This window comes from Congzhengia minquanensis (assembly GCF_014384785.1).
GTDB classification, from domain to species: Bacteria; Bacillota; Clostridia; order UBA1381; family UBA9506; genus Congzhengia; species Congzhengia minquanensis.
In genome coordinates this window covers 197,785-222,241 of sequence record NZ_JACRSU010000003.1, presented here as the reverse complement: position 1 = coordinate 222,241, position 24,457 = coordinate 197,785, and the positions used below count along the sequence as shown (strand labels likewise).

The following is a 24,457-nucleotide window of genomic DNA, read 5'->3' as shown; positions in this document are numbered from 1 at the left end:
AAGTAAAATTATGTTATATCAAGGTAAAACAAATGCGGAATCTTATTTTCCGCCTATTTTAGGAAACGGTGATATTTCATTAGCTCCTGACTGTGAGGGAACGCTGAATTATTCATTCGAACAATATGAAAAAAAAGGATTATCGGCTTTTGACGGAATTGTTGTCCGCTGCGGCAGAAGAAGCAACAATAACTGACGTGTGGGGCAATCGAAGCTGTTTTCGTTCGGAAAATTTGTATTTAGCGAAGGAAGTCAGATAGAAGATTGGTCACAGGAGCTTGTAGAGGATAAAGGTTATGTTCAAAGTACCTGTGCGTACAAAGATGGAGCAAAAATTTTTACAAAGAGCTTTATCCACCCCGAACGCAATATTTTATGCCATAAATAAAACCTTTGAAAATGTAGGTAAAAATAAAAAGTTTTATTATGATTTTGTTTTAGAAGGATACAGCGAAGCAATTGATGAGCTTACGAACATTTTGTATGCAAAAAAAGATAGAGATGAAGCTTGTATCGGGTTTCGTATCTACGGAATGGATATCTATTCAGGAGAAATCCGTCTATGCATGAATAAAGAATATAAAACAGAACCGATTCCAAATGGAATGCGTTTTGAGTTTGAAGCGTCAGATGGTGAAAGCGTTGCACTTTTTTATTATCTTGAGGATAATCTTGAGTCTGACGATTATATAGAAGCGCTGAATACGATAAAAAAGAAAATTGACGGCCGCGGTTATGAGGGACTTTTAACAGAATGCGAGGAAAACTACAAAAGCTTTTTTGCGCTTGGTTATGTTGAAACTCCCGATAAAAAATTAAACGAAATTTACAAAACCTCGCTTTATGACTTAAAGTGCTATACAACAAAATACTCTATCCCTATAGGTCTTAACAACGGGTATTGGCACGGAAGATACTTTGCATTTGATGAGTATTATAGCTTTTATGCACTGCTTGGAGCAAATCGATTAGAGCTTGCAAAGCGAGTGCCCACATTTCGTGCTGATGTTTGTCTTGAAACTGCTATCCAATACGGAAGCGACTGCCACAAAAGAGAAGAAACGCAAGAAATGGCAAAGTTCTTGTGGGAAACGGGAGAAAAAGCTGACATTGAGCTTTCCCCCATAGGCACATGGCTTGACCATGTTTTTCATATGCCCGTAATTGGCTTGGGCGCCTTTGAATTCTACGAGTATACAAGGGATAAGGACTTTTTGAAAAAATGTTACAGAATGATTCGTGCATGTGCAAAGTATTTTACGAATTATATGGTTTACCGCGACGGCGAAAGATTTTACATTGGTAAATGTACCGACCTTGAGCGTCTTGGAGCAGCAGTTGAAAATCCATTTATGACATCTTGCGGAGCGATTAAATTGCTCGAATGCTGCGCAAAAGCATCTGAAATTTTAGAGATTGATAAAGATTATCGCAAAGAGTGTAGGTTTATTGCGTCTGAGCTGCGTAAAAGCTTGCCTGTTGAAAATGATATGTATGTTCCTCACACGGGCTATACCCAAAAAAGCATTGCTGTTTTTGCAGGCAAGTTTCCGTTTCATATAATAGATAGTAACGACAAAAAACTCTTAAACGCATGGGAAGATTTTGAAAAACACGGTGAAAAATACGGTAATATGTATCCTATGGGAAGAAAAATTTCGCCTTGGTATGCGTGTTGGAAAGCAATTAGCTACGCGAGAGCCAATATGCCGGAAAAAGCATATCATGCTTTGACTGAAAGCTATGAATCGGCAGGTGTGTTTCATGAAATGTTTGAAATAAACGAACCTGCGGTAAGAATAAAACCTTGGTTTACCACAGCTTGCGGAATGTTTATTTCATCTGTAAATGAAATGCTGTTGCAAAGCGATGGAAAAACAGTGAATATTTTGCCGGCATTTCCGCTTGAAAAAGGAGATATCTCTTTCAAGCTTGCAATTAAAGGCGGTGCAGTTGCAGAGGTGAAGATTAAAGACAGAAAACTTGTACATTTATGCATCACTTCAAATGGTGAAGATGTAACAAAGAACTTTGATATACTTTTTAAAGGGAAAAAATATCGGTAATATATTGGCAACCGTCATAAAAAAATATCCCTTTTACGCTCCTGAAGCCAGATGATATTCTTTATTAGCCGTCAGTGTTAGCCTGCGCTTTTTGCTTGACAGGAAATTCAAATTTTGCTATACTCGGGTTATACAACTGTGGTAAAAAGGAGTGTAAAAATGAAAAAAGAGTTAAATAACGCGTCAAACCCCATCGCGCTGCTTCCGATTCTAGTTTTTTTAATTTTATATCTGGGACTTGGAATTTTGTTTGAATATGTCATGAAAATCAATATGGGATTTTACAGCATTCCCATTGTCGTTGCATTTATGGCGGCAATTTTGGTGGCCTGCCTGCAAAACAGAGGGCTAAAGTTTGACGAAAAGCTAAGTGTCATGGCAAAGGGCGTGGGCGACAAAAACATTATGACCATGATTTTAATCTTTTTAACCGCAGGCATTTTTGTTGGCGTTTTGGGCCGCAGCAGCGCAGCAAGCGCCGCATATTTTTTGCTCAGCATTGTTCCTGCGCAGTTTTCCGTGGCTATTTTATTTCTTGTGTCGTGCTTCATATCCACTGCCATGGGAACGTCTACCGGAACCATCAGTATAATTGTGCCCATTGCGGTGAATGTTTCCGCAGCTTCGGGCTTTTCCATGCCGCTGTGCATTGCCTCGGTGGTGGGGGGTGCCATGTTCGGCGACAACCTGTCTTTCATTTCCGACACTACCATTGCCGCTTGCAGCACCCAGGGCTGCCCCATGCGGGACAAGTTCCGGGCCAACTTTAAAATTGCCCTGCCAGCAGCAGTGTTGACACTCATTGTCATCATTGCCCTGTCCTTCGGCACTGAAATTAACAATGTCGTAAGCGAATCTTATAATTTGGTGGAATTGATACCTTATGTTCTGGTGCTGATTGGCGGCATTGCTGGGCTTAACGTGTTTGTGGTTTTGCTTGTGGGAATTGTTTCAGGAGCCGCCATTGTTTTCATCAGCGGCTCAGCCGCCCCAATTGAACTTTTGGCAAATGCCGGCGCAGGGGCGCAGGGCATGTTTGAAACCATTATTGTAACGGTTCTGGTTTCTGCCATGTGTGCGCTCATCAGAGAACACGGCGGTTTTAACGCTCTGCTGGCGTTTATAAAAAAACTGTTCCGGGGCAATAAAGGCGGCCAGCTCGGCATGGGACTGTTGGTAGGCGCTATGGACATTGCCACCGCAAACAACACCGTTGCCATTGTGGTAGCCGGTCCCATAGCAAAGGAAATGGCTGCAGAATATGAAATTGAACCGAAGCGCGCCGCGTCTATTTTAGACACGTTTAGCTGTATTGTGCAGGGCCTCATTCCTTACGGCGCACAGATGCTCATTGCCGTTTCCTGTGCAGCAGAACTGGGCTTTTCGGTATCTGCCCTGTCCATTATTCCGTGGATGTTTTATCCGTTTTTATTGCTGTTAACTTCATTGGTTTATATTTTTCTAAGCAAAAGAACAAGAAAGGAACCCGCATAATGTTACACGAAAACACGCCGACTCTTGAAACACAGCGGCTCATTTTACGTAAATTTACAAAAGATGATTTACCAGCCTTTTGGGAAATTATGAAAGATAAAGAGGTTAACACCTTTCTGCCCTGGTTCCCGTTGGAAACAGAGCAGGAAGCAACAGATTTTCTTACAAACAGATTTTTAACCTACTACGAAAAACCGTTTGCCTGCCGCTATGCGGTTTGTTTGAAAGAAAACAACATTCCCATCGGCTATGTCTGGCTCAGTGATTCAGAAAATCACGATTTTGGATATGGTTTAAAAAAAGAATTTTGGCACAAGGGCATTATCACCGAAGCTGCCGAAACGGTTGTGGAGTGGTTAAAAAATTCCGGACTTCCTTACATCACCGCTACCCACGACGTGAATAATCCCAGAAGCGGGGCCGTGATGAAAAAGCTGAGCATGACCTACAAATATTCCTATCTTGAGCAGTGGCAGCCAAAAAATATACCCGTCACCTTCCGGATGTATCAGCGAAACTTTGACGAAAACGCTCAAACCTATATGGAATATTGGAACAAATATCAGGAGCATTTTGTCGAAGCAAATGTCATGTAATAAATTGGATTGCTATGACGGCACAGTAAAAACTGTGCCGTCTTTTTTATAAAAAAAGCTTGACAAATATATCTTACAGGTGTAAGATATATTTGTATTACAGCTGTAAGAATATGCAAGGAGGTTATTGGAAATGGCACAAAATCAGGAAATCAGCGGTGCGGAGCTTACTGTAATGAAAGCACTGTGGCAAGGGAACTGCCCTATGAAAGTGCAGGACGTGTGCGATGCGTTGTCTGGCAGCAAATGGAAATATAAAACCGTGGCTACCCTGCTTCTTAGATTAGAGGAAAAAGGCGCGGTAATATGCCAAAAGGACGGCAGAACGAATTGTTACACGCCGGTTTTAGATAAAGAGGAATATACAAAAGCGCAGACAAAAAACTTTGTGCAAAAGCTCTACAATGGTTCTGCGAAAGCCCTTGCAGTTTCTCTCTTTCAAAGCGACGACATGACAAAAGACGATATTGAAGAAATTAGAAGACTGTTTGACCTTTAAAAAAAGGGGGAATCTTTTATGTTGACGCAAATTACAAAAAGCGTGCTCCTGCTCTCTGTTTGCGGCGGTGTTTTGGGGCTGGTTTTGCTTTTGATAAAACCAATTACAAAGCGGTTTTTTTCTCCAAGCTGGCAATTTTACATCTGGCTTGTTGTTTTGGTAATTTTTGTTTTTCCCGTGTCGTTTTCTCTGCCTGCCAAAGTGCCGGATGCGCAAGCCGCCACACAGACAGCGCAAAACACGGTGATTGATGACGCACTGAAAAGAAACACAGAAAATACTGTGCCTGCTGCTGAAGCGCAGGAGACACCCGTTCGCAGGCAAACTAATTCAGCAAAAGCTGCATGGCTTGTGTTTGCCGCTTTATGGCTGCTGGGCGCGATAGGCACCTTTTTGTATAAGATTATCCATTACGCTCTGTTTGTGAGGGCGGTAAATCAAAATTCATTTCCGGACTGCGGCAAAACCGTGCCGGACATGATTGAAAACTTGCCTCCTGCCTTGTCTGTCCGCTGGACGGAGCTGTTAGACGCGCCGCTTGTTATCGGCGTGTTCTGCCCGGTTTTGTTTCTGCCGGAAAACGTCTGCGGCAAGGAAGACCTGCGCTATATTCTGCTGCACGAGCTGACGCACGTGCGGCGGCGCGACCTATTATATAAATGGTTTGCAGCGCTCGTTTGCAGCGTGCACTGGTTTAACCCGGTGGTTTATGCCGTATCGAAGCAAATTGAGGAGGAATGCGAGGTCTCCTGTGACTACTGTGTTGCGCAGAATTTATCTGCACAGGAACAGATTGACTATATGCGCATGATTTTAAACATGCTGACAAACGCAAAGCTTAAGGCAAGGCCCCTGACTACACAGATGGCAGGGAGCAAAAAAACCTTAAAAAGGAGATTTGAAATGATGAAAAATAGAAAGAAGAAAAGCAGGCTCACCGCAGCTGTTTCGGTTTTTGTTGCGGCGGTAATGCTGTCGGCAACAGCATTTGCAAGCGGCCTTTTGCAGAACACGGTTAACGCCGATTATCGGATTGATTTTTTGATGAACGGCGCGAAAATGAACTTAACCAACGAGCCATTTATGAAAAACGGCGAGGTCTACCTGCCCTTACGGGAAACCTTTGAAAAAGCAGGAGTTTTTCAGCAGGAAGAAAGCTACATCAGCTGGAACGAAGGAAAAATTGCTCTGTGTGTAGCCATTGATGTGCCGGCGACGATAACAGGCGCAGACGGCGGCCACGAGGAACTGACAACATTTTTATACCGTTACGGGCTGGAAATTGGATTGCCACAACTTTTGTTAAATCCCGAAACAGAAAGTGCCAAGACGGAAAAGAAAATGGAAAATGCGCCGGTTTTAAAAGATTCCGTAGCCTACGTTCCGTTTTCCTATATTGACTATATGTTCAGCCACCAAATGGGAGATTTGGGCTATATCGCATATAATAAAAACGGGGCTGTTGTTGAAAGTATATCTGTTCCTTCAAAAGCGGACGGAGAAACGGTTGTATATAACGGCACTAATTTTAAAAATCCCTCCTCGGTTATGAACAGCTTTTTTGAAGCCTTTGCTGTTTCCGATTTTGAGGCTATGAAGCTCTTTTGCACGCAGAACTGCATTGACAAATATTTTCGTTATTTAGACGACGGACCATTTTTAGCAAACGTCTATGATATGACGAAAGCGTCTGTCGTTTCAATGAACATTCCCTTTTCAACTGGTGCGGCGAGTGCCGAAAAACGCATTCAGGTAACGGTGGAATGTGAGCGCCCGGTCCATTCTTCCGTATGGGGCGGAAGACGGTCGTTTCAGGTGGTTTTAGAAAAACAGCAGGATGGAACCTACCGCATTCATGAATTTGAAACTGTAAACTAAAACAAGAAAGCCGCGAATTAAGCTTCGCGGCTTTTTGCTTTATTCTTTTCCTGCTTTTCTCTGAACTAATTTCACAAACTCAATAATCGGGATAATTACCACAGCCAGCCCCATTGCTATGGCATATTCTAAAAGCGAGATATGCTCAAAGCCAAATGCGTCTGACAAAAACGGCACATAAATGACCGCGGTGGTTAAAATGAAGGACAGTATCATTGCGCCCCACAAAAATTTATTGTGATTTTTTAAGGAAAACACCGATTTGCGCCGCGACCGCATGTTGAACGAATGAAAAATTTCAACCATGGAAAGGGTTAAAAACGCCATTGTCATGCCGTCTGCACTGTTTACGATTTCCCATTTTCCGGCTTCAATGAAATGGCCGATAAAATATGCCGAAAGGGTTAAAATTGTTACAATCACGCCCTGTAAAACTACGTCTATTCCCATTCCGCCGGCGAAAATTCCGTCTTTTGCATTTCTGGGCGAACGGCGCATAATGTCGCCCTCGCTTTTCTCCATGCCCAGTGCCAGGGCCGGGAAACAGTCTGTAATCAGGTTAATCCACAATAGGTGCACCGGCTTTAATACCACAAACCCCAAAATGGTTGCAAAGAAAATTGACAGCACCTCGGCAAGGTTTGACGCCAGCAAAAACTGAATGGCTTTGCGGATATTGTCGTAAATCCGGCGGCCTTCCTCCACTGCGGAAACAATGGTGGCAAAGTTGTCGTCTGCTAAGACCATGTCGGCCACGTTTTTCGTCACGTCGGTTCCGGTAATGCCCATGCCCACGCCAATGTCTGCGTTTTTAATTGACGGCGCGTCGTTTACGCCGTCGCCTGTCATGGCTGTCACTTTTCCCTCGGCTTTCCATGCTTTCACAATGCGAACCTTGTGCTCGGGCTGAACCCGGGCATAAACCGAAAAGGTTTCTATATTTTGTTTTAGTTCCTCATCAGACATATCATTAAGCTGTGCGCCGGTAATGGCTTCGCCCTCCGGCGATAAAATTCCCAGTTCCTTTGCAATTGCGGCGGCGGTGTCTTTGTGGTCGCCCGTTATCATCACCGGACGGATTCCCGCCTGCTTGCACTCGTCAATGGCGGCTTTCACTTCGGGACGGATGGGGTCAATCATGCCGGAAAGTCCTAAAAAGCAAAGGTTCTGCTCCAAAGTGTCTGCTTCAAAGCTTTCAGGCGGCGCGTCATAGCTTCTCATTGCGCCGCAAAGAACGCGCAGCGCCCTGTCTGCCATATTTTTGTTTTTTTCTAAAATTGCTTTGCGTGTTTCGTCGTCCAGCTCCACCGCTTCTCCGTTTGCCCATACATGGGTACAGCGTTTTAACACCTCGTCCGGCGCGCCCTTGGTGAACTGCACAATGGCCCCGTTTTCTGTTTTATGCACCGTGCTCATCATCTTCCGTCCGGAGTCGAACGGCGCTTCCCCAATTCTGGGGCACTTTTGCTTTAATTCTGTTTTATGAAAGCCAAGCTTGAATGCGTCGTTTACCAAAGCACATTCTGTCGGCTCCCCCACTGCGTCGTTATTTTCGTCCAACTCCGCGTCGCTTGCTAACGCCATTGCCGTGGCAAGATAGTCTATGTCCGGCCCGGCGTGTTCCACAACCGTCATTTTATTCTGGGTAAGCGTTCCGGTTTTGTCGGAACAAATTACCTGGGTACAGCCTAACGTTTCAACCGCCGTGAGCTTTCTTATCACTGCATTGCGTTTCGACATGTTGGTAACGCCAATAGACAGCACAATGGTAACCACAGCCGCCAGTCCCTCGGGGATGGCCGCAACCGCCAGGCTCACAGCAACCATAAAGGTATCGAGCATGCCCTGCCCCGTTATGTTGGGATAGGAACGGAACACGTCCAGCGCGAAGATAAACACGCAAATTCCAATGACTAAAAAGCTTAACACTTTGCTCAGCTGGTTGAGCTTTTTTTGCAGGGGCGTTTCATCATCTTTGGCGGCGGACAGCGCGTCTGCAATCTTGCCCATTTCGGTGTTCATGCCCGTTCCCGTAACAACTGCCTGGCCTCTGCCATAAACAACCGTGCTGCCCATGTAGGCCATATTTTTGCGGTCGCCTAAGGGCACGTCTTTTTCATCGCCCAGCGACAATGCCGAAACAGCTTTGTTCACCGGAACAGACTCCCCTGTGAGGGCCGCTTCCTCAATTTTCATGCTGGCGCTTTCAATAATTCGTGCGTCGGCAGGAACAGCGTCTCCCGCTTCTAACACAATGATGTCGCCCGGCACTAACTCCTCGCTTTTCACTGTGATTTGATGTCCGTCGCGTATCACCTTAGAGGTGGCGGCTGTTATTTCCTGCAATGCCGCAATGGCCTTTTCCGCCTTGCTCTCCTGCACGACGCCAAGCACGGCGTTAATTAAAACAACTATCATAATGATAATGACGTCGGCAAAAGATTCCCCTGCATAAACTGCTGTAACGCCCGAAATAACGGCGGCGGCAATTAAAATTAAAATCATGGGGTCTGCCAGTTCTTTTAAAAACCGCGCAGCAAGCGACACCTTTTTCCCCTCTTTGAGCTTGTTTGGCCCAAACTTTGCAAACCGTTCGGCAGCGCTGGCAGAGGTTAAACCATTTTGTGACGTCTGATTTTGCTTCAGCACTTCGCTGACTTCTGTTAAATACTCTTTCAAGCCGTTTCCCTCCTAAGTGTACTTCCTTTAGTTTATGAAAAAGAAAGACTCATATACGCCTCCGGCAGGATTTGTATATGAGTCTCATTCTTTATGGATAGACCAGGCGGCTTTGCCGCCATGATGTTGGTGCTATCCCGCGTCAATTTTACGCGGAATTACTCCCTCATAATGATGTAGTTTTGTCTTATGCAAACACGCCCAGGTGTTCCAGCAGAATTTTAACCGCCATTAAAATTAAAACAATTCCGCCGGCAAGTTCTGCCCTGGACTTATATTTTAACCCAAACACATTCCCAATTTTCACGCCGACGGCGGACAAAATGAATGTGATTGAGCCGATAAAGCAAACTGCAGGAACAATGTTCACATTTAAAAATGCAAACGTTACGCCAACTGCCAGCGCGTCGATGCTGGTTGCCAAAGCCAGCGGCAGCATAGAGCGGAATGAAAACGAGCTGTTTAGTTCGTCGCCCGAGCCCCTCGACTCCCGAATCATGTTAATGCCAATAATGGTGAGCAGCGCAAACGCAATCCAATGGTCACATTTTTCAATCATAAAACGAAACTGCGTTCCCAAAAAAAAGCCAATCAGCGGCATGAGCGCCTGAAACCCGCCGAAATAAAGGCCTGCTGTAAGCGCGTGCTTTAAGTTTACTTTGCTGACAGACAGCCCCTTACAGACGGAAACCGCGAATGCGTCCATTGATAAGCTGACCGCAATCAGAAAAAGTTCGATTAATCCCAAATTGTTCCACCAACTTAAAATTATTTTTAAAAATACTCGCCGAATATAGACGATTATTATACCATATGATAGAAAAAATGTCAATAGAATAACTACTCATTGATTCTTGGATTGTCTGTTCTGCCCAGCAGGTAATCTACGGAACAATTGAAATAGTCCGCAATTATTTCTAACAATTCGGCTGAGGGTGTATAATGTCGTTTTTCCAAATCATATATTAAACTTTTTCTTATACCGCATGAATCTAACAATTTGGTAATGGAAACATTTTTTTTATAACATAATTCTTTAATAATTTTTGCTGTCTTTTCATGTTTCATAAAATTCCAATCCTTTTATCACTTATTTATGTTTGGATTGTCTGTTCTTCCTAACAAATAGTCTACGGAACAGCCCAAATAATCGGCCAATGGAACAAGGTACTCAGAAAAAGGTTCCCGCTCACCCGAAGACCATTCATACAGTGTGGATTTTGGAATATTTGTTTCTTTTGCAATCTGATATACGGATAAATCGTTTGCTTCTAGTTTTTTATTTAAAATATCTTTAAACATTCGCCGAACCTTCCTTAATGATTTATTTTCGGATTGTCCGTTCTTCCTAACAAATAGTCTACTGAGCAACCTAAATAATCAGCAATCTTTGCAAGATTTATAGACGAAATTTCTTGCCCATGAGCCAATTGAGAAATCAAGTTAATGCCAAATCCCAAATCGGATAGCATTTTTTGTAAAGTTACACTACGTTCCCTAGCACATTTTTTTATTCTGTTTGCAATTTTCTCAGTATAATAACACATTATATCTTCACCTACTTATTTAAAATTCTCGAATTATCCGTTCTACATAAGAGATAATCTACAGAACAATCAAGATAATCTGCAATTTGAGCAAGTTTTATTGATGATATAACCTGACCTTTTGCTAATTGTGAAACTGTGTTTATTCCTAAACCAATTTCTGAAAGCATCGTTTGCATTGTAACACCACGTAATTTTGCTTGTAATTTAATTCTTTCAGCAATTTTTTGTGTATTATACATAAATTTTGCACCTCTTTTTCAGTATTTTGCACAAATTTCATTTTATACAGTGATTCATCTTGATATTCACTGGATAACGTGATATAATCTGTTTGTAATCAAAAAAGGCACGAGTCCCCCATAGGAAAGATATACATAGTTCGTAGCAGATTTATTATATCATTTTGTGGCGGACCTTGTCAACGTATGATTACCACTAATAATCCCCCGGCGCGGAATGGCATGCCGTTCCGCGCCCCCATTTCGGGAGAGGTGAGTCACTTTTGGAAAACACAAAATTCCTTGAACTGGAAGAAGTTTTAAGGAAAAAGTTAGTCCTGTGCAAAAATTCCTTTTCAACTTCTGAATATGAACGCTTTGAAGACGAGGTTTTTGACATCTGCGGCGAGATGGAGATGGTTGTCTCCAAAAACGCGTTTGAGCAGGGTTATCTCGACGGTTTTCGCACAGCGGCAAACTCTCTGGCAAGAGTTTTAAGCCGCGAAAAAAGCGCCGCAGACTAATGTCTGCGGCGTTTTGCTTTTTGTTATTTTATTCCGCAGGGCGCGCTGTGTCAGAAACACAGTAGGGCGCAATGGAAACAAAGTTGTTCCACAAATACGCTTTCGCATATGCCGCTTCGGTTGTGTCACCGCAGGGAATAGAATAAGTTCCTGAGGTGTTGTTCATCAGTTCGTTTACGTTATAGGTTTCAACGCCAATCATTTCGTCGTCGCTGTTATACAGCGCAACAATGGCTACAAATTCTTCTGTGTCAAACGTGTCTGTAACAATGTTCACTTCTGCGGTTAAATCTGTTCCCCATGTGCCCGTGAACGCAATTTTACGGACTGCCGTGCGCAAAGACGGGGTGTAAATATAGTCTGCTCCAGCTGTTAAACCGGGCGTATATAGAAACCGGATATATTTACCTGCATCCTTTTCCGTAATGGTGTAGGAAGACGAAGCTCCTGCTCCGGTATCCCCTTCTGCCAGTTGTCCCCATGTTTTGCCGTCTTTTGAAATAAACACCCTTTGGAAACCAAAGTCCGCACTGCCGTCGAACTCTGCACTGCCCGAAATCACGCCGCCTACCTCTTTGCTGGTCGCGGAAATGGCAGATTCAAATTCCGGCAGAACTTCAAAGCTTACGTTGTCAATATCAAAATCTCCTGCCAGCGGAGTGGTGCCGTCTGTCATGGTAAAGGTAAGCTTCGGCGATGTAATCAGCGTGTCGGTGTTTTTTACAATTACTTCATAAGACGCCCATTCGCTGGTTAACTCTGCCTGGGTTGAAGATGCAGTGTCGCCTTCTGCCTTGTAAATGGAAGCACCAAGTTTTGCCCCGGCAACGTCGCTTTTCGCGTCGAACTTAATTTTGTAAGTTACCGACGGGTCCATTGCAACGTAGGCAGAAAATCCGTCGGTTGCTGCGCCTGTTTGGGTTACGCGGGCAAAATTTCTGTCTGCTTCTGAAGCATTTACTGCGGTGGTTCCTGTTTCAGTGATCCACGGTTTATAACCCGGTTGTCTTTCGTGACCGTAAACTAGCATGTCAAGCGAGTCTTCAAAATTCCCATTGTAAACACTTTCCAACTGTTCTAATTTTATTTCATCAATATAATATTCCATGCCAGATTTTCCGGCGAATTCAGCCAAAGCGCCTGTCATCTGCGAACCAGCCACGCTGTGTAATCGCGGATAAAACGAAACTACCTGCTCGTAACATTCCTCCGGAACTGTTTTATTAGGCGTTTTAAAAATACATTCATAATACTGCCAGTCACCTGTCAGTGCGTCGTCATTTTTCATAATAATGTTATAAGTTACGGTTGGTGCACCGTCTTTTAACGTAAAATAAGAGTTTACATATCCATACAAATATAGTCCGATTGTGGAAAGCGAAGCATCCGTTTCATTAGCGGTGCCCTTAGCCCACCATGAGAACTTATAGGCCTGACCGGGTTTTAATTTTAAATTGCCAAAACTGACTCCGTCTGCCGTTTGACCTGTAGGTTTCACCAGTCTGCAGCCTGCGGTTCCATTTGCTCCGCCAATGTCGGTGTTGCTGGTTTCATTGGTATCGTTTACCAGATAAACCGGCCCCTGAGTCTCATCATTGCCGGTTACAAGCTCGTTTCCCGGAACAGGCTCAACCCGTAAATCGTCAATTAAATAGGTTCCCGTTTTTCTTCCGGCACGGAACTCTATCCTGGAATAACCGGAATAGGTTCCTGTAGGTGTCTGCGCATTTCCGGCATCCCCAGAGCTCATAGTATGTCCGTCATACGAAAGCTTCAGCCAACCGTCTGTCAGCTGTTCTACCTTGCTGAAATACACAATGTCGTGGAACGATTTTTCTGAACCACCGTCCTGTTTATAATAGTGATAGAACACAAACATTGCCCTGTTCCCAGCAAAATTTGTGTCTTCCATGTCCAATGGTTTAATGCACATAGAAATATTATACTTCTTGTCATTAGGAACATTTACAATTTTTTCCCAGGTTACGCCGCCATATTGCGGTTCAGAAACTTCTGATGCACCGTTTTGAATTTTTAGTGCGCCGTGGCTCCCACCAATGCCTTCTTCCACCCATTCTGATTTGGCGCCGCGGTCATCTCTGTAGTCCTTCACGTTTGTTTCAAACCCACGCCAAAACGTGTTTGAAACATCCGCCGCGCTAGCCGAAATGCCAAAAGTCGCCGCCAGGCTGAACACCATGGTAAGTGACAGCAGCAAGGAACATAATTTCTTCATTTTATCTCTCCCCTTCATTATTTAGTGAAAACTATTTGTTGTATGTATTTTATACATACAACAAAGGGGTATACCCCTTTGTCTATATTAATACAGTTGTATTTTATCATACTTTTCATAAAAATCAAAGGGGTTGTTTAAAATTCAGCAAAATGCATAATTTCGCCGCCATTTTTTGCATATAATGCACAATTTCTGCATGAGTGTCATAGTGTAAATTTGTCAGTTTGACCATTTGGCTGTGTCAGAATCATATCAGTGCCGTTGATTTCAAGGTCAAAATAGTCGGTTTTGTCCGGCGACTCCAAATGAATTTCGGTTTCATTTTTTGTTACGTGCCAGCCGCGGATTTGTTCCTCTTTATCAAAGCAAATTGTGTGCAGCAGAAGATTGGTTTTTCCCTCTTTCTGCGGCTTCCAGCGGTAGCAAAGGCCGCTCCCCTCTTTGCCCTGCCCATGAAAATTCGGTTCCGGGTGATAGTAGTCGTGGGCATAGCCCCAGCCAAATGAAAAGTCTGTGCCGCATACTTCCCCGTCAGCCGCCGCATACATAGAAAACAGCTTTACGGCGCTTTGCCCTTTGCGGAACACAATTCGTTCTTCATTATATATGTGCACCTTTAAATCGTTTTCCCGGTTATCCAGCGTGAAATTTGCACAAAGTGAAACAGGCTCGTCTGCTTCCACAAAATCTATAACTGCCATCATGTGGGGCAGCTTTACAAAAAAGGCGCGAACATATTTTTTCACCTCGCCGCCGTAGAGCTTTGTGCCGTCGGAAATCACCACATACATATCCCCCGCTGCTCTCGCGCAAACCAGGCTGTTAAGCGGCTCTGTGTAGTGGCGGACATCACCGGAAACCTCCTTTTGCACAAGTTCCCGCCCATTTTTAAAGATGAGCGCACAGTTGTGGCTTTCCGCATTACGGGAGCGCTGGTGGGCGTTTAAGCGGTAGCAGCAGTGGCCGGGGTCGTGGAAAAAACGCTCACCAAACACCTGAAGCTGAAAGCTGTTTTGGTCAAAATGCCGGTGGGCGGTAGCTGCAAGCGGTTTGTAACCCGCAGAAATTGCCAGCTCCGAGCCAGGGTTTTCCCACGCATCGCGCATGAAAATGTGCCCGTTTTCAAACACGTTAAATTCCGGAAGCAACGCCTGCTTGGGCGAAACGGCCGCTGTTTCGTAGGGATATTGAAAAACGCAGTAGCTGCCCGTATAGTGAAAGCCAAATGCAGAAAGTTCGTCTGACAAAAGGCTTTCCCCCTGATAAAGTTCCTCTAAAAGCCACTTTGCAAGGCCCCGGCTGCGTTCGTTTTTACTCTTTCGCGCAATTCGCGCCAAAAGGTCGCCAGAGGGCCTGTAAATATGCGCGCTGTCTCCAAAATTAAAAAACTGCGGCACGCTGCCGCCTATGCGGTTAACAACATGCTTTCCAATATAGCTGGAGGCATACCAGCCTGCAAGGTTTGCAAAAACTTCGGTGTTCAGTTTTTCTTCGTCTATGCCGAACCGTTCGGCCACCTCGTGAAAATGGGCCAGATTGTGGGCCGCATAGCTGGAATATTGCAGGCTTTCCCCATAGCTGTCTGAATTAAACGCCTCTTCCGCCATTTTGCAATATGTCAGTGCTCGCTCCATGGCCGCGCCGTCTGACAGCACCGCCGCGCAGGTTCCAAAGCCGTTTAACAGCACCATGAACCAGTTTATAATGCGCCCCTGAAAGGCGTTTCCTGCCAGTACTTCGGTAATATACCGCTCACAAAGGTGCAGGCCATAATTTCTTAATGCCGCCTCTATTTTATTTTTTTCTTCTTGATGGAACAGCGCATATCCGTTCACATAGGCGTCGCACAGCGTCACAGCAATGTGCGCCGTTTCCAGCGACCCAATGCAGGGCTTTTGCTTCGGCCTGTAAAAAGGCCCCAGCCATTCTTCCTCAGAGAGGGCCGCAATGTCAAGCGCGCGGTTTTTTATCCACTTGGCCGCCTCCTCGTCTTTTTCTGCAAGATAGAACACGCACACGTCCGACATGCGGCTTGAGCACACGTGATACCACGCGCAGGCGTCGCCAGAATGGGAGAAGCTGTCTGCTAAAATATGCTGTTTTGCCCGATTCTTCACTTCTTTATAAAGGGTTTTCACATGGCTGTCTTCCGGCTGGCTTAAAAACGTATTAATTTCCTCAGACTGAATAAACTGAATCACTTAAATCTCCTCCATTCCGTTCCTGTGGGCTTCTGTCAACGCTAAAATAAACGCGCCGTAGGAGTGCACTTCGTCTTTCGGCGGCACCAGGGCCAAATACTCTGCAATTTCACCCGTCCGCTTCGGGCAAAGGCACCCCGGGCAGGAGTTGTAGGTAGCAAAGTCGTTGTCAATAAAGCCTAAAAGAGCATTTATGCCTTTTTGAAATGCTTTTTTATAGCGTTCGTCCTTTAAAATGCCCCGCCGAATTCCAGCGCCTAAGCCGTAAAGAATTAATGCTGTGCCGGAGGTTTCATGCCAGGCGTCTTTGTCGGTCAGCTCCTGGTTCCACATGCCGCCGTCTGTCTGAACTTTTAACAGCGCATCTGTAAATTTCACATACTCGTTTCTTGCTTTTTCAAAATGGCGGGAGGTTTTTGGCAAATATGAAATTAAATCTGCAAAACCAACATATCCCCAGCCGTTTCCTCTGGACCAGTGATCTTTTGAAATTGCCTCCGGTTTTCCCGTAACAAAGCCCCGGCACTGGTGCAAAAGGCCGTTTTCTTTGTCTAAAAACAGCTCATACATCAAGAAGCACTGTTCTGCGCCAAAGTCAACATACGCTTCGTTGTCAAGCGCCAGGCCGGCAAACAGCATGAAGGGGGTAACACAGGTGACAACATCAATCCACACCTTGTCCGGCCCCACTTTTGCCGAAGTCAAAATGCCGTCCGCACTTTTGGGAGCCGCCAAGGTTTTGTCTGCATATTCCCTGGTTGCGGCATAAAACCGCTCTTTTACGTCCTTTGCTAAGGTAATCTTCCCAATTTTGTCAAGATAGGTGAAATATGCTTTCCCGTTTCCTCCTGCGGTGTAGCTGTCGAAATTGCCTACCATTTGGCCCGTTTTGTCGGGATAGGCGTCTAAAAAACCAATTACCTTCTTCAAAAACCGGGGACTTTCTAATTCCGCCGCGGCCTGCGCCGCGCCGTAGAACATCAACAGACCGTAATATTGAGACGGAACGTGCATTTTTTGATTTCTCAAAACTAGGTTTTGCGCCATGTCAAGAGGTTTCATTTTCCGTTCCTCACTTTACTTTTTAAATTTTGCCGTACATTCAAAGTCGATAGAGTGGATTTGCACATGGGACGGTGTCGTCATTAAAAAATAAATTATGTCCGACACGTTCTCCGCTGTCATCAACGCGGTTCTGTCTACCGGGCGGTCGCCCCAGAAAGGTGTGTCCACGCCGCCGGGATTTACTGTGGTCACGCGGATGCCCCTTTTGGCATACTGCAAAAACAGTCCCTCAGACAGCTTGTTCACCGCACCTTTTGCCATGCAGTAAACCGGCGCGTTGGCATTGGTGTTGCGGGCCGCCATGCTGCCGGTGTTAATAATCATGGCCGGGTCGTTTGCATATCCTGCAAAATGCTTGCTCATCAAAAACGAGCCTTTCACGTTCACATCCATCACCGTGTCATAAAGGCTTTCCTCCGCCTCGTCGTATTTGCAAGGCATGGACAGACCGGCCAGGTTTACCAGATAATCAAACTTTTTCTGCTTTTCCACCGCGGCTTTATAAAATTTTATAACTTCCGCTTCTTTGGTTACGTCTACGCTCATGGAAAAGCAATTTTCCCCAAGCTCCGATGCAATTGCCTTTGCCCCGTCTTCTGTGTGGCTGGCCGCAGCAATAAAAGCGCCGTTTTCTGAAAGCTTTTTACACAGCGCACAGCCAATTCCGCCGCTTGCTCCCGTTACAATTACGTTTTTACCTTTAAAATCCATGTTTATTTCCATCCTTTCTTCCTTTTAAAAATATCCGCCGTTTTGAACCACTTCAGAGGGCTTCATGCCCCCATCTACCATTTTTTTAATTTCCACTTCATTGTCCCTTATCTTTTCTGCTTCCACCAGAACCTCATAGGCAATATCTCTGGGAATACAGATACAGCCGTCAATGTCCCCCAGCATCACGTCTCCCGGGCAGATGGTAACTTTGCCAATGGTAACCGGCTTTTGATAGCCCGTTAAACGGAACCTGCCCAGCATGCCGCTTGAACTTCTGTAACGGCAAAACACTGGGAAGCCTTGTTCCAGCACGCGGTTTGTGTCACGCACGCCGCCGTCAACCATTGCGCCGCGGCAGCCCCGGGATTTTGCCGCCATGGTCATGATTTCGCCCCACTGGGCCGCGCTGTTGTCACCGCCGGTTGCCCAAACGCAAACCGTGTCTTTTCCGATTGCCTCCAGCATTTTGGCGCGCTCCTCCATTTCGCCCTCCTGCTCGGTGCTTTTCTCACCGCTGATGCAAAACGCAATACCCGCCACTTTCATTTCGTCTTTAAGCGGCATAATCGTTTCAGGAAGCGTTTGACTAAGCTTTCCCATAGCTCGGAGCACGTCGTTCACCATGGGCGTTGTCACGCCCATGTATCTTGCGCAAAGCTCCGCCTCCAAAATGGGAAACTGTTTTATCACTCGTTCCATTTTCTCACCCTTTTTATTTGGTATTTGATTTTATTTTATCACGTTTTTTTAAGCATTTCCATTAAAGAAACGATTTTTTCATATAGAAAACGCTTTACTTTTTTTACCGCCAATGGTATGATAAAATCAACACAAACAAGGGAGATTTTGAAAATGGGCTATGAAAATATGGATTTTGTGGTAACAGATGTAAACTATGTGGTGGAACGGCCCCACACAGCAAGCTGGGCGGTAAAAAATATATGTTTTGAGCAAAACTATGTTATGGCGTTTTCCGCCGACGGTTTTGTGACCTATGAAACAGACGGCAGAAAAATTTCTGCCGGGCCAAACGACGTTTGCATTTTCCCGCCGGGCAATGTCCGGTCAGGAAAAGCCGACAGACTGCATCCCTGGCATTTTGTTTCGGTGAATTTTGACCTTACGTTATATAAAAGAAGCAAAGCCGGTTATAACCGCAGCATGATTTATGTGCCTAAGGTTTCCGGCGAGGCGGGCCGTTTGTTTTTCACTCTTTCAAAGGTGTGGGCAGGAAAAGAACCGCTCTACCGCTTGAAAAGCCGCACAATTGTGCAGGAAATTTTAATATCTTTACTCTCTGCAAAAATGGAAAGCGCCGCGCCCGGCCATGGGCAGCTGGATTTTGCAAAAAAATATATTCAGGAAAACTTTACCGGAGATATTTCCCTTGAATTTTTAGCCGGCGAGGCCGGATTTTCACTTTCTCACTTTCGCAAGCTATTTACTGCATATTATGGGAAGTCTCCGAAACAATATATATTATATCTGCGTTTAAACAAGGCAAAAGACCTTTTGGCGGCCAATGAGTTTAACGTCAGCGAAACCGCGCGCCTATGCGGGTTTAAAAACGTATTTTATTTCAGCGACCTTTTTAAAAAAACGTTTGGCTTGGCTCCGAACGCGTTCCGCACCCAGCGGCAGGAAAAATCTTTTTGAAAGAAAAAAGGAAAAAAGCGTTTATTGTCGAATATAATAGGTAGAAGGAAGTTTACGTGTTTTTTAAAGGAGGTTTTCAATTGGCGCGGTTTTTGCAAAGTTCCATTGATGAAGTTCTTCGGCGCTGTGACATTGTTGAGGTTGTTTCGTCTTATGTTTCTTTGCGCAGAAATGGTTCCGATTATGTAGGCTTGTGCCCCTTTCACCGCGAAAAAACCCCCTCGTTCCACATCAGCGCTGACAAGCAACTTTTCTATTGTTTTGGCTGTGGAACGGGCGGCAATTTAATTGACTTTATCATGAAAATTGAAAACCTGGACTTTGTGGATTGCATAAAGTTTCTGGCCGACCGCGCCGGCGTTGTGCTGGAGGAGGAGGTTTACAGTCCTGCGGTGCAGAAAAGGCATGACATGCGGGAACGGATTTTAAAAATGAACAAGCTCGCCGCAAAGCATTTTGTGGCAAACCTTTCCACCGAGGCTGCCAAAGCGGCCCGGGGCTACGCTTCGAAACGGGGGCTAACCCGCGAAATTATTGCCACCTATGGAATTGGGTTTGCGCCGGAATCCTGGTCGGACCTGACTTCATTTTTAAACGGACACGGTTATAAAAATGACGAAATCGTTATGGCCGGCCTGGCGGTGAAAAACGACAAGGGCCACGTTTACGACAAGTTCCGCAACCGTCTGATGTTTCCCATCATTGACGTGCGGGGAAATGTGATTGCATTTGGCGGCCGCGCTTTAGGGGACGACGCCGCAAAATATATGAACTCGCCGGAAACGCCTGTTTTTCACAAGGGGGACAATGTGTTCGGCTTAAATGTGGCCAAGCAGTTCGGCGCAAAAGACGGGCTGATTTTGGTGGAGGGCTATATGGACGCTGTGTCGCTGCACGTTTACGGTTTCCCAAACGCCGTGGCAGGCCTAGGCACCGCTTTAACCGACGGACAGGCCTCTTTGCTCAAGCGATATTCTAACGTAGTTTACGTCTGCTATGACAGCGACGAGGCCGGGCAAAAAGCAGCAGACAAGGCAATTGATATTTTAAGTGCCGGCGGGGTGAAGTTAAAGGTTTTGTCCTATACTGGCGCAAAAGACCCGGACGAGTTTTTAAAAACCAAAGGGGTGGAAAGCTTTAAACAGGTAATTGCAAAAGCGCTTTCCGCCACGGAGTATAGAATTTTAAAGGCCAGGAAAAACTATAATCTTGTCGAATCAGACCAAACGGTTGAGTTTTTAGAAAAGGCCGCCGAAATTTTGGCGCAAAATCCCAACGCGGTGGAGCGCGAAATTTACATGAAACGAATTTCTCACGAAACCGATATTTCCGTAGAATCAATTTCGGCCCAGGTGAATAAACTGATTTATAACAAAAACCGCAAGCAATTAAAAATGCAGGAGCGGAAGGTGCAAAGCGTTAACAAACCTGACATGCTTCCGCGGGGGCAGACGGCCCAGCCCACCTCCGTTTATAAAGCGGAGCGAATGCTGCTGAATTTAATGTTTTTTAACAACTCCGCGTTTCGCACCGCAAAATCAGAAGTTTCTCCTGACGAGCTGACCGATTTAAAAAACAGGGATTTGTTTCAGGCCATCATAAAATTTAAAGAAAGTAACGACAGCTGCAACGCACCTGTGTTTTTGTCCTCCCTGCCGGAGGAAATGAAAGCCTTGGCGGCGGATATTTTATATAAAGAATATATGGGGGACTCTGTTGCGGCTGTGAAAGATAATATCAATAAAATTAAAAAGCAGAATTTGAATAACCGGATTAACAAGCTTGCCGCCGAGGGCAAAATTGATGAGATAAACGCTCTTATCAAAAAGGAAAACGAGAGGAGAAGCGAAATTGACTGAAGTTGAACAAAAGAAATCAGACGCCATTGCCAAACTGACTGCCAAAGGCCGCACCAACGGCATTTTAACCTACAAGGAGATTATGGATTCATTGTCGGAAATTGAAATGGAGCCGGAGCAAATTGAACATATATACGAGGTTTTAGAACACGAGGGCATCGAAGTAGTTTCTGACCTTGACAAGGAAATGGAAAAAATTGAGGAGGAATTTGAAGAAATTAAACCCTCCGAGGATATGGACATTAACGCCGAGGTAATGGAAATTTCGTCGGCAGAAGGCGTTTCCATTGATGACCATGTCAAGATGTATTTAAAAGAAATCGGCAAGGTTCCGCTTTTAGACGCAGAAGAGGAAATGGATTTGGCAAAGCGCATGTCGGAAGGCGACGTTACTGCAAGAAAGCGTTTGGCCGAGGCAAACCTTCGTTTAGTTGTCTCCATTGCAAAGCGTTATGTTGGCCGAGGCATGCTGTTTTTGGATTTAATTCAGGAGGGTAATTTAGGTCTGATTAAGGCCGTTGAAAAGTTTGACTATGCAAAGGGCTATAAATTCAGCACCTACGCCACCTGGTGGATTCGCCAGTCCATTACCCGCGCCATTGCCGACCAGGCAAGAACCATTCGAATTCCGGTGCATATGGTGGAAACCATTAACAAGTTAATTCGTGTTTCCCGCCAGCTGGTGCAGGAATTGGGCCGCGACCCGCACCCCAATGAAATTGCAAAAGAACTGAACATGTCGATTGACAAAGTGCGCGAAATTATGAAAATTGCCCAGGAGCCTGTGTCATTGGAAACCCCCATCGGCGAGGAGGAAGACAGCCACCTGGGAGACTTTATCCCGGACGACGACGCGCCGGCGCCTTCTGAAGCCGCATCGTTTATGCTGCTGAAAGAACAGCTGGGCAACGTGTTAGACACGCTTTCTCCCAGAGAATCAATGGTTTTAAAGCTGCGGTTTGGTTTGGAAGACGGCCGCGCCAGAACACTGGAAGAAGTCGGCAAGGAGTTCGACGTAACACGCGAACGGATCCGCCAAATTGAGGCAAAAGCTTTAAGAAAGCTGCGGCATCCTAGCAGAAGCAAAAAATTAAAAGACTATTTAGAATAAAAAATAAAACGCGGGATGTGCCCCGCGTTTTATTTTTTGCCTGTACGTCACTCTTCGTGTCATATTGTCACGTCGATTTTTGACAGAAAGCGTAATATACTGTAGAAACCCGAAACATCTACCATTTAATTCCAAATTATTTACAAAAATTGGTAAAAAGTACTTGAATTATAAAAATTAACGTGTTATAATAGTCTCATAACGGAGATGTAAATAATTACCAATTAATTCAAAAGACATCAGGAGGAATATGACATGATAAGAATTGTATTAGTAGATGACAACTTAGAGGTGCGAAATAGTTTGACAGAATATTTTCAAAATGTGCCGGACATAGAACTGGTTGGAACTGCAGAAAACGGAGAAGAAGGATATAAACAAATTTGCAATTTAAAACCCGATGTGGCAATTTTAGATATTGTAATGCCAAGGCTGGACGGTTTAGGGTTATTGGAGCGGCTGGCGCAAAACCAGTCCTGTGCAAATACCTGCTATATTATGTACAGCGCCATTGGCAACGATAAAGTAACACAAAAGGCAATTTCATTGGGCGCACACTATTATATCATGAAGCCTTGCAACGACTATGCCGTGATTGCAGACCGAATCCGTCAATTGTATTCTTTTATGAATATTCCGGCATCCATTCAGAGTATTTCAAAATCTAATGGAATTGCAAAAAATATGAACATGCCCATTGATGAGAACAATTTAGAAAGCGTTATCACAGACATCATTCACGACATTGGCGTTCCCGCCCACATCAAAGGCTACAACTATTTAAGAAACGCAATTGACTTGTGTATCCATGATGATGAGTTTATTAACTCCATAACAAAACTGTTATATCCCACCGTGGCAAAAAACTTCAGCACCACCTCCTCCAGAGTGGAACGCGCTATCCGCCACGCTATTGAAGTGGCATGGAACCGCGGCCGCGAGGAAGTATTGACAGACATTTTCGGCTATACCATCGACACCAACAAGGGAAAACCCACAAACGGCGAGTTCATAGCCATGATTTCCGATTCCATTAAGCTGAAAATGAAAAAAGCAATGTAACGGTGCCTTGAGAAACGCCCCCACCCTTCGGCCTGCGCACCATAGGATTTATGATACAAACCTCCCCCTAAGGCGCGCAGGCCGCTACTATAAAAATTATTTATATGCAAAAGGATAAAAACACAGCCTCTTTGGTTGTGTTTTTATTCGCTTTATGGTATAATTGACTGGCAAACGGAGGTTGTTGATATGAAAAAAGCAACAAGCGCGCTGACTGCGTTAGCAGGTGTTGTTATGGTTGCGTTTGCCGTCAGCGTTTTTTATGTGCCGAATAAAATCGTGAGCGGAGGTGTTTCCGGCCTTTCCACCATCATGTTTTATACGGCAGGGATTCCCACATCTGTTACATATGCGGCTGTGAACATTTTGCTGGCACTCATTGGAATTTGGGTTTTGGGAAAAGGGTTTATTTTAAAATCCTTTGTATGTTCCATGATTTTATCGGGCTTTATTGAACTATTCTCTTGGCTCCCTCCTATAACAGACAATATTCTTCTTGCGGCGGTTTTTGGAGGCGTGGTGTATGGGTTTGGCATTGGCCTTGCATTTTCGCAAAATGCCTCCACCGGCGGAACCGACATATTGGGCAGGCTGTTCCAGCACTTTTTTCCGCATATGCCAATTGGAAAGCTGCTTTTAATCATTGACGGAACAGTTATTTTAACGTCACTTTTTGTGTTCCGTGACATGGAGCTGATTTTGTTTGGTATTGTGGCGCTGATGGTATCATCTTTCGCGATTGACTATTTAATCCGCAAGCTGAACATTTCAAAACTTGCCTTTGTTATCACGAATAAAGGAAATGATGTGGCACGCTATTTAATTTCCACCTCTACCCGCGGGGTAACGGTGTTCGACGTGACCGGCGCCTATTCAAACGAGAAAAAAACCATGCTGATGTGTGCCATTAAAGAGCGGGAAATGCCAGCGTTTCAGAAAAAAATTGAAGAATTAGATGCGCACGCCTTTACTATTTTCTCAGAGTCCCAGCAAATTGTGGGAAACGGTTTTCACGTTTACAGATAGGGCTGTGGCACAAACATGAA

The 24,457-nt window shown here is 44.8% G+C and carries 23 protein-coding genes; 12 read left to right on the top strand and 11 right to left on the bottom strand.

Going from position 1 to position 24,457, the window contains the following annotated elements:
* Window positions 1–10 precede the first annotated feature (10 nt).
* The 6 genes from H8698_RS08875 (at window position 11) to H8698_RS08850 (ending at window position 6,533) form a co-directional block, all read left to right on the top strand.
* On the top strand, window positions 11–196 hold the full coding sequence (locus tag H8698_RS08875) for a hypothetical protein (protein WP_249312894.1): 186 nt from the start codon (window positions 11–13) through the stop codon (window positions 194–196).
* Between the two features lie 100 nt (window positions 197–296).
* On the top strand, window positions 297–2,066 hold the full coding sequence (locus H8698_RS08870; protein WP_249312892.1) for a glycosyl hydrolase family 95 catalytic domain-containing protein: 1,770 nt from the start codon (window positions 297–299) through the stop codon (window positions 2,064–2,066).
* 159 nt (window positions 2,067–2,225) lie between these two features.
* Window positions 2,226–3,560 (top strand): Na+/H+ antiporter NhaC family protein, encoded by a 1,335-nt coding sequence (locus tag H8698_RS08865; protein WP_177678717.1) that lies wholly within the window; start codon window positions 2,226–2,228, stop codon window positions 3,558–3,560.
* Window positions 3,560–4,156: a GNAT family N-acetyltransferase gene (locus tag H8698_RS08860; RefSeq protein WP_249312888.1), complete on the top strand. Its 597-nt coding sequence runs from the start codon at window positions 3,560–3,562 to the stop codon at window positions 4,154–4,156. Before H8698_RS08865 ends, H8698_RS08860 begins: the two co-directional genes overlap by 1 nt.
* Window positions 4,157–4,289: 133 nt before the next feature.
* Complete coding sequence (locus H8698_RS08855; protein ID WP_249312885.1) at window positions 4,290–4,655, top strand: BlaI/MecI/CopY family transcriptional regulator; 366 nt, start codon at window positions 4,290–4,292, stop codon at window positions 4,653–4,655.
* A gap of 18 nt (window positions 4,656–4,673) precedes the next feature.
* Entirely contained in the window at window positions 4,674–6,533 is a 1,860-nt protein-coding gene (locus tag H8698_RS08850) for a M56 family metallopeptidase (protein ID WP_249312882.1), read from the top strand.
* A 39-nt stretch (window positions 6,534–6,572) separates the two neighbouring features.
* Here the strand turns inward: H8698_RS08850 and H8698_RS08845 are convergent, their stop codons facing one another.
* The 6 genes from H8698_RS08845 to H8698_RS08820 form a co-directional block, all read right to left on the bottom strand.
* Window positions 6,573–9,212, bottom strand: coding sequence for a cation-translocating P-type ATPase (locus H8698_RS08845; protein ID WP_249312880.1), 2,640 nt, complete (start codon window positions 9,210–9,212; stop codon window positions 6,573–6,575).
* Window positions 9,213–9,399: 187 nt separating this feature from the next.
* Entirely contained in the window at window positions 9,400–9,918 is a 519-nt protein-coding gene (locus tag H8698_RS08840; RefSeq protein WP_346726841.1) for a manganese efflux pump MntP, read from the bottom strand.
* A gap of 134 nt (window positions 9,919–10,052) precedes the next feature.
* Entirely contained in the window at window positions 10,053–10,280 is a 228-nt protein-coding gene (locus H8698_RS08835; RefSeq protein WP_249312877.1) for a helix-turn-helix domain-containing protein, read from the bottom strand.
* 18 nt (window positions 10,281–10,298) lie between these two features.
* Entirely contained in the window at window positions 10,299–10,514 is a 216-nt protein-coding gene (locus tag H8698_RS08830; protein ID WP_249312874.1) for a helix-turn-helix domain-containing protein, read from the bottom strand.
* A gap of 14 nt (window positions 10,515–10,528) precedes the next feature.
* Entirely contained in the window at window positions 10,529–10,759 is a 231-nt protein-coding gene (locus H8698_RS08825; protein WP_177678731.1) for a helix-turn-helix domain-containing protein, read from the bottom strand.
* 11 nt (window positions 10,760–10,770) lie between these two features.
* Complete coding sequence (locus H8698_RS08820) at window positions 10,771–11,001, bottom strand: helix-turn-helix domain-containing protein (protein WP_177678733.1); 231 nt, start codon at window positions 10,999–11,001, stop codon at window positions 10,771–10,773.
* A 263-nt stretch (window positions 11,002–11,264) separates the two neighbouring features.
* Here H8698_RS08820 and H8698_RS08815 point away from each other — a divergent pair, with 263 nt between their 5' ends.
* The gene (locus tag H8698_RS08815) at window positions 11,265–11,504 is read left to right on the top strand and encodes a hypothetical protein (RefSeq protein ID WP_249312871.1); all 240 of its coding nucleotides are present in this window, start codon (window positions 11,265–11,267) and stop codon (window positions 11,502–11,504) included.
* Between the two features lie 28 nt (window positions 11,505–11,532).
* On the opposite strand, the gene H8698_RS08810 is transcribed toward H8698_RS08815, so the two are convergent.
* From H8698_RS08810 to H8698_RS08790, 5 genes are all read right to left on the bottom strand, one after another.
* A complete protein-coding gene (locus tag H8698_RS08810) occupies window positions 11,533–13,740 on the bottom strand; it encodes a carbohydrate binding domain-containing protein (protein WP_249312869.1) in 2,208 nt (735 codons plus the stop codon).
* A 206-nt stretch (window positions 13,741–13,946) separates the two neighbouring features.
* Window positions 13,947–15,944: a hypothetical protein gene (locus H8698_RS08805; protein ID WP_249312867.1), complete on the bottom strand. Its 1,998-nt coding sequence runs from the start codon at window positions 15,942–15,944 to the stop codon at window positions 13,947–13,949.
* Window positions 15,945–17,006 (bottom strand): glycoside hydrolase family 88 protein, encoded by a 1,062-nt coding sequence (locus H8698_RS08800; RefSeq protein WP_249312864.1) that lies wholly within the window; start codon window positions 17,004–17,006, stop codon window positions 15,945–15,947.
* Window positions 17,007–17,021: 15 nt separating this feature from the next.
* Window positions 17,022–17,720 carry an SDR family oxidoreductase gene (locus tag H8698_RS08795; RefSeq protein WP_249312861.1) on the bottom strand — a complete coding sequence of 233 codons (699 nt, stop codon included), beginning with the start codon at window positions 17,718–17,720 and terminating at the stop codon, window positions 17,022–17,024.
* A 24-nt stretch (window positions 17,721–17,744) separates the two neighbouring features.
* A complete protein-coding gene (locus H8698_RS08790) occupies window positions 17,745–18,422 on the bottom strand; it encodes an RraA family protein (protein ID WP_249312859.1) in 678 nt (225 codons plus the stop codon).
* Window positions 18,423–18,575: 153 nt separating this feature from the next.
* Between H8698_RS08790 and H8698_RS08785 the strand changes: the two genes are divergently transcribed.
* The 5 genes from H8698_RS08785 (at window position 18,576) to H8698_RS08765 (ending at window position 24,437) form a co-directional block, all read left to right on the top strand.
* Window positions 18,576–19,379, top strand: a complete 804-nt coding sequence (locus H8698_RS08785; protein WP_249312857.1) for an AraC family transcriptional regulator — start codon at window positions 18,576–18,578, stop codon at window positions 19,377–19,379.
* An 80-nt stretch (window positions 19,380–19,459) separates the two neighbouring features.
* Window positions 19,460–21,238: a DNA primase gene (dnaG, locus tag H8698_RS08780; RefSeq protein ID WP_249312856.1), complete on the top strand. Its 1,779-nt coding sequence runs from the start codon at window positions 19,460–19,462 to the stop codon at window positions 21,236–21,238.
* Window positions 21,231–22,349, top strand: a complete 1,119-nt coding sequence (rpoD, locus tag H8698_RS08775) for an RNA polymerase sigma factor RpoD (protein WP_249312854.1) — start codon at window positions 21,231–21,233, stop codon at window positions 22,347–22,349. The genes dnaG and rpoD overlap by 8 nt, the downstream gene beginning before the upstream one ends.
* A gap of 255 nt (window positions 22,350–22,604) precedes the next feature.
* Complete coding sequence (gene spo0A, locus H8698_RS08770; RefSeq protein ID WP_249312853.1) at window positions 22,605–23,411, top strand: sporulation transcription factor Spo0A; 807 nt, start codon at window positions 22,605–22,607, stop codon at window positions 23,409–23,411.
* A 189-nt stretch (window positions 23,412–23,600) separates the two neighbouring features.
* On the top strand, window positions 23,601–24,437 hold the full coding sequence (locus H8698_RS08765; protein WP_249312851.1) for a YitT family protein: 837 nt from the start codon (window positions 23,601–23,603) through the stop codon (window positions 24,435–24,437).
* The last annotated feature ends 20 nt before the right edge of the window (window positions 24,438–24,457 follow it).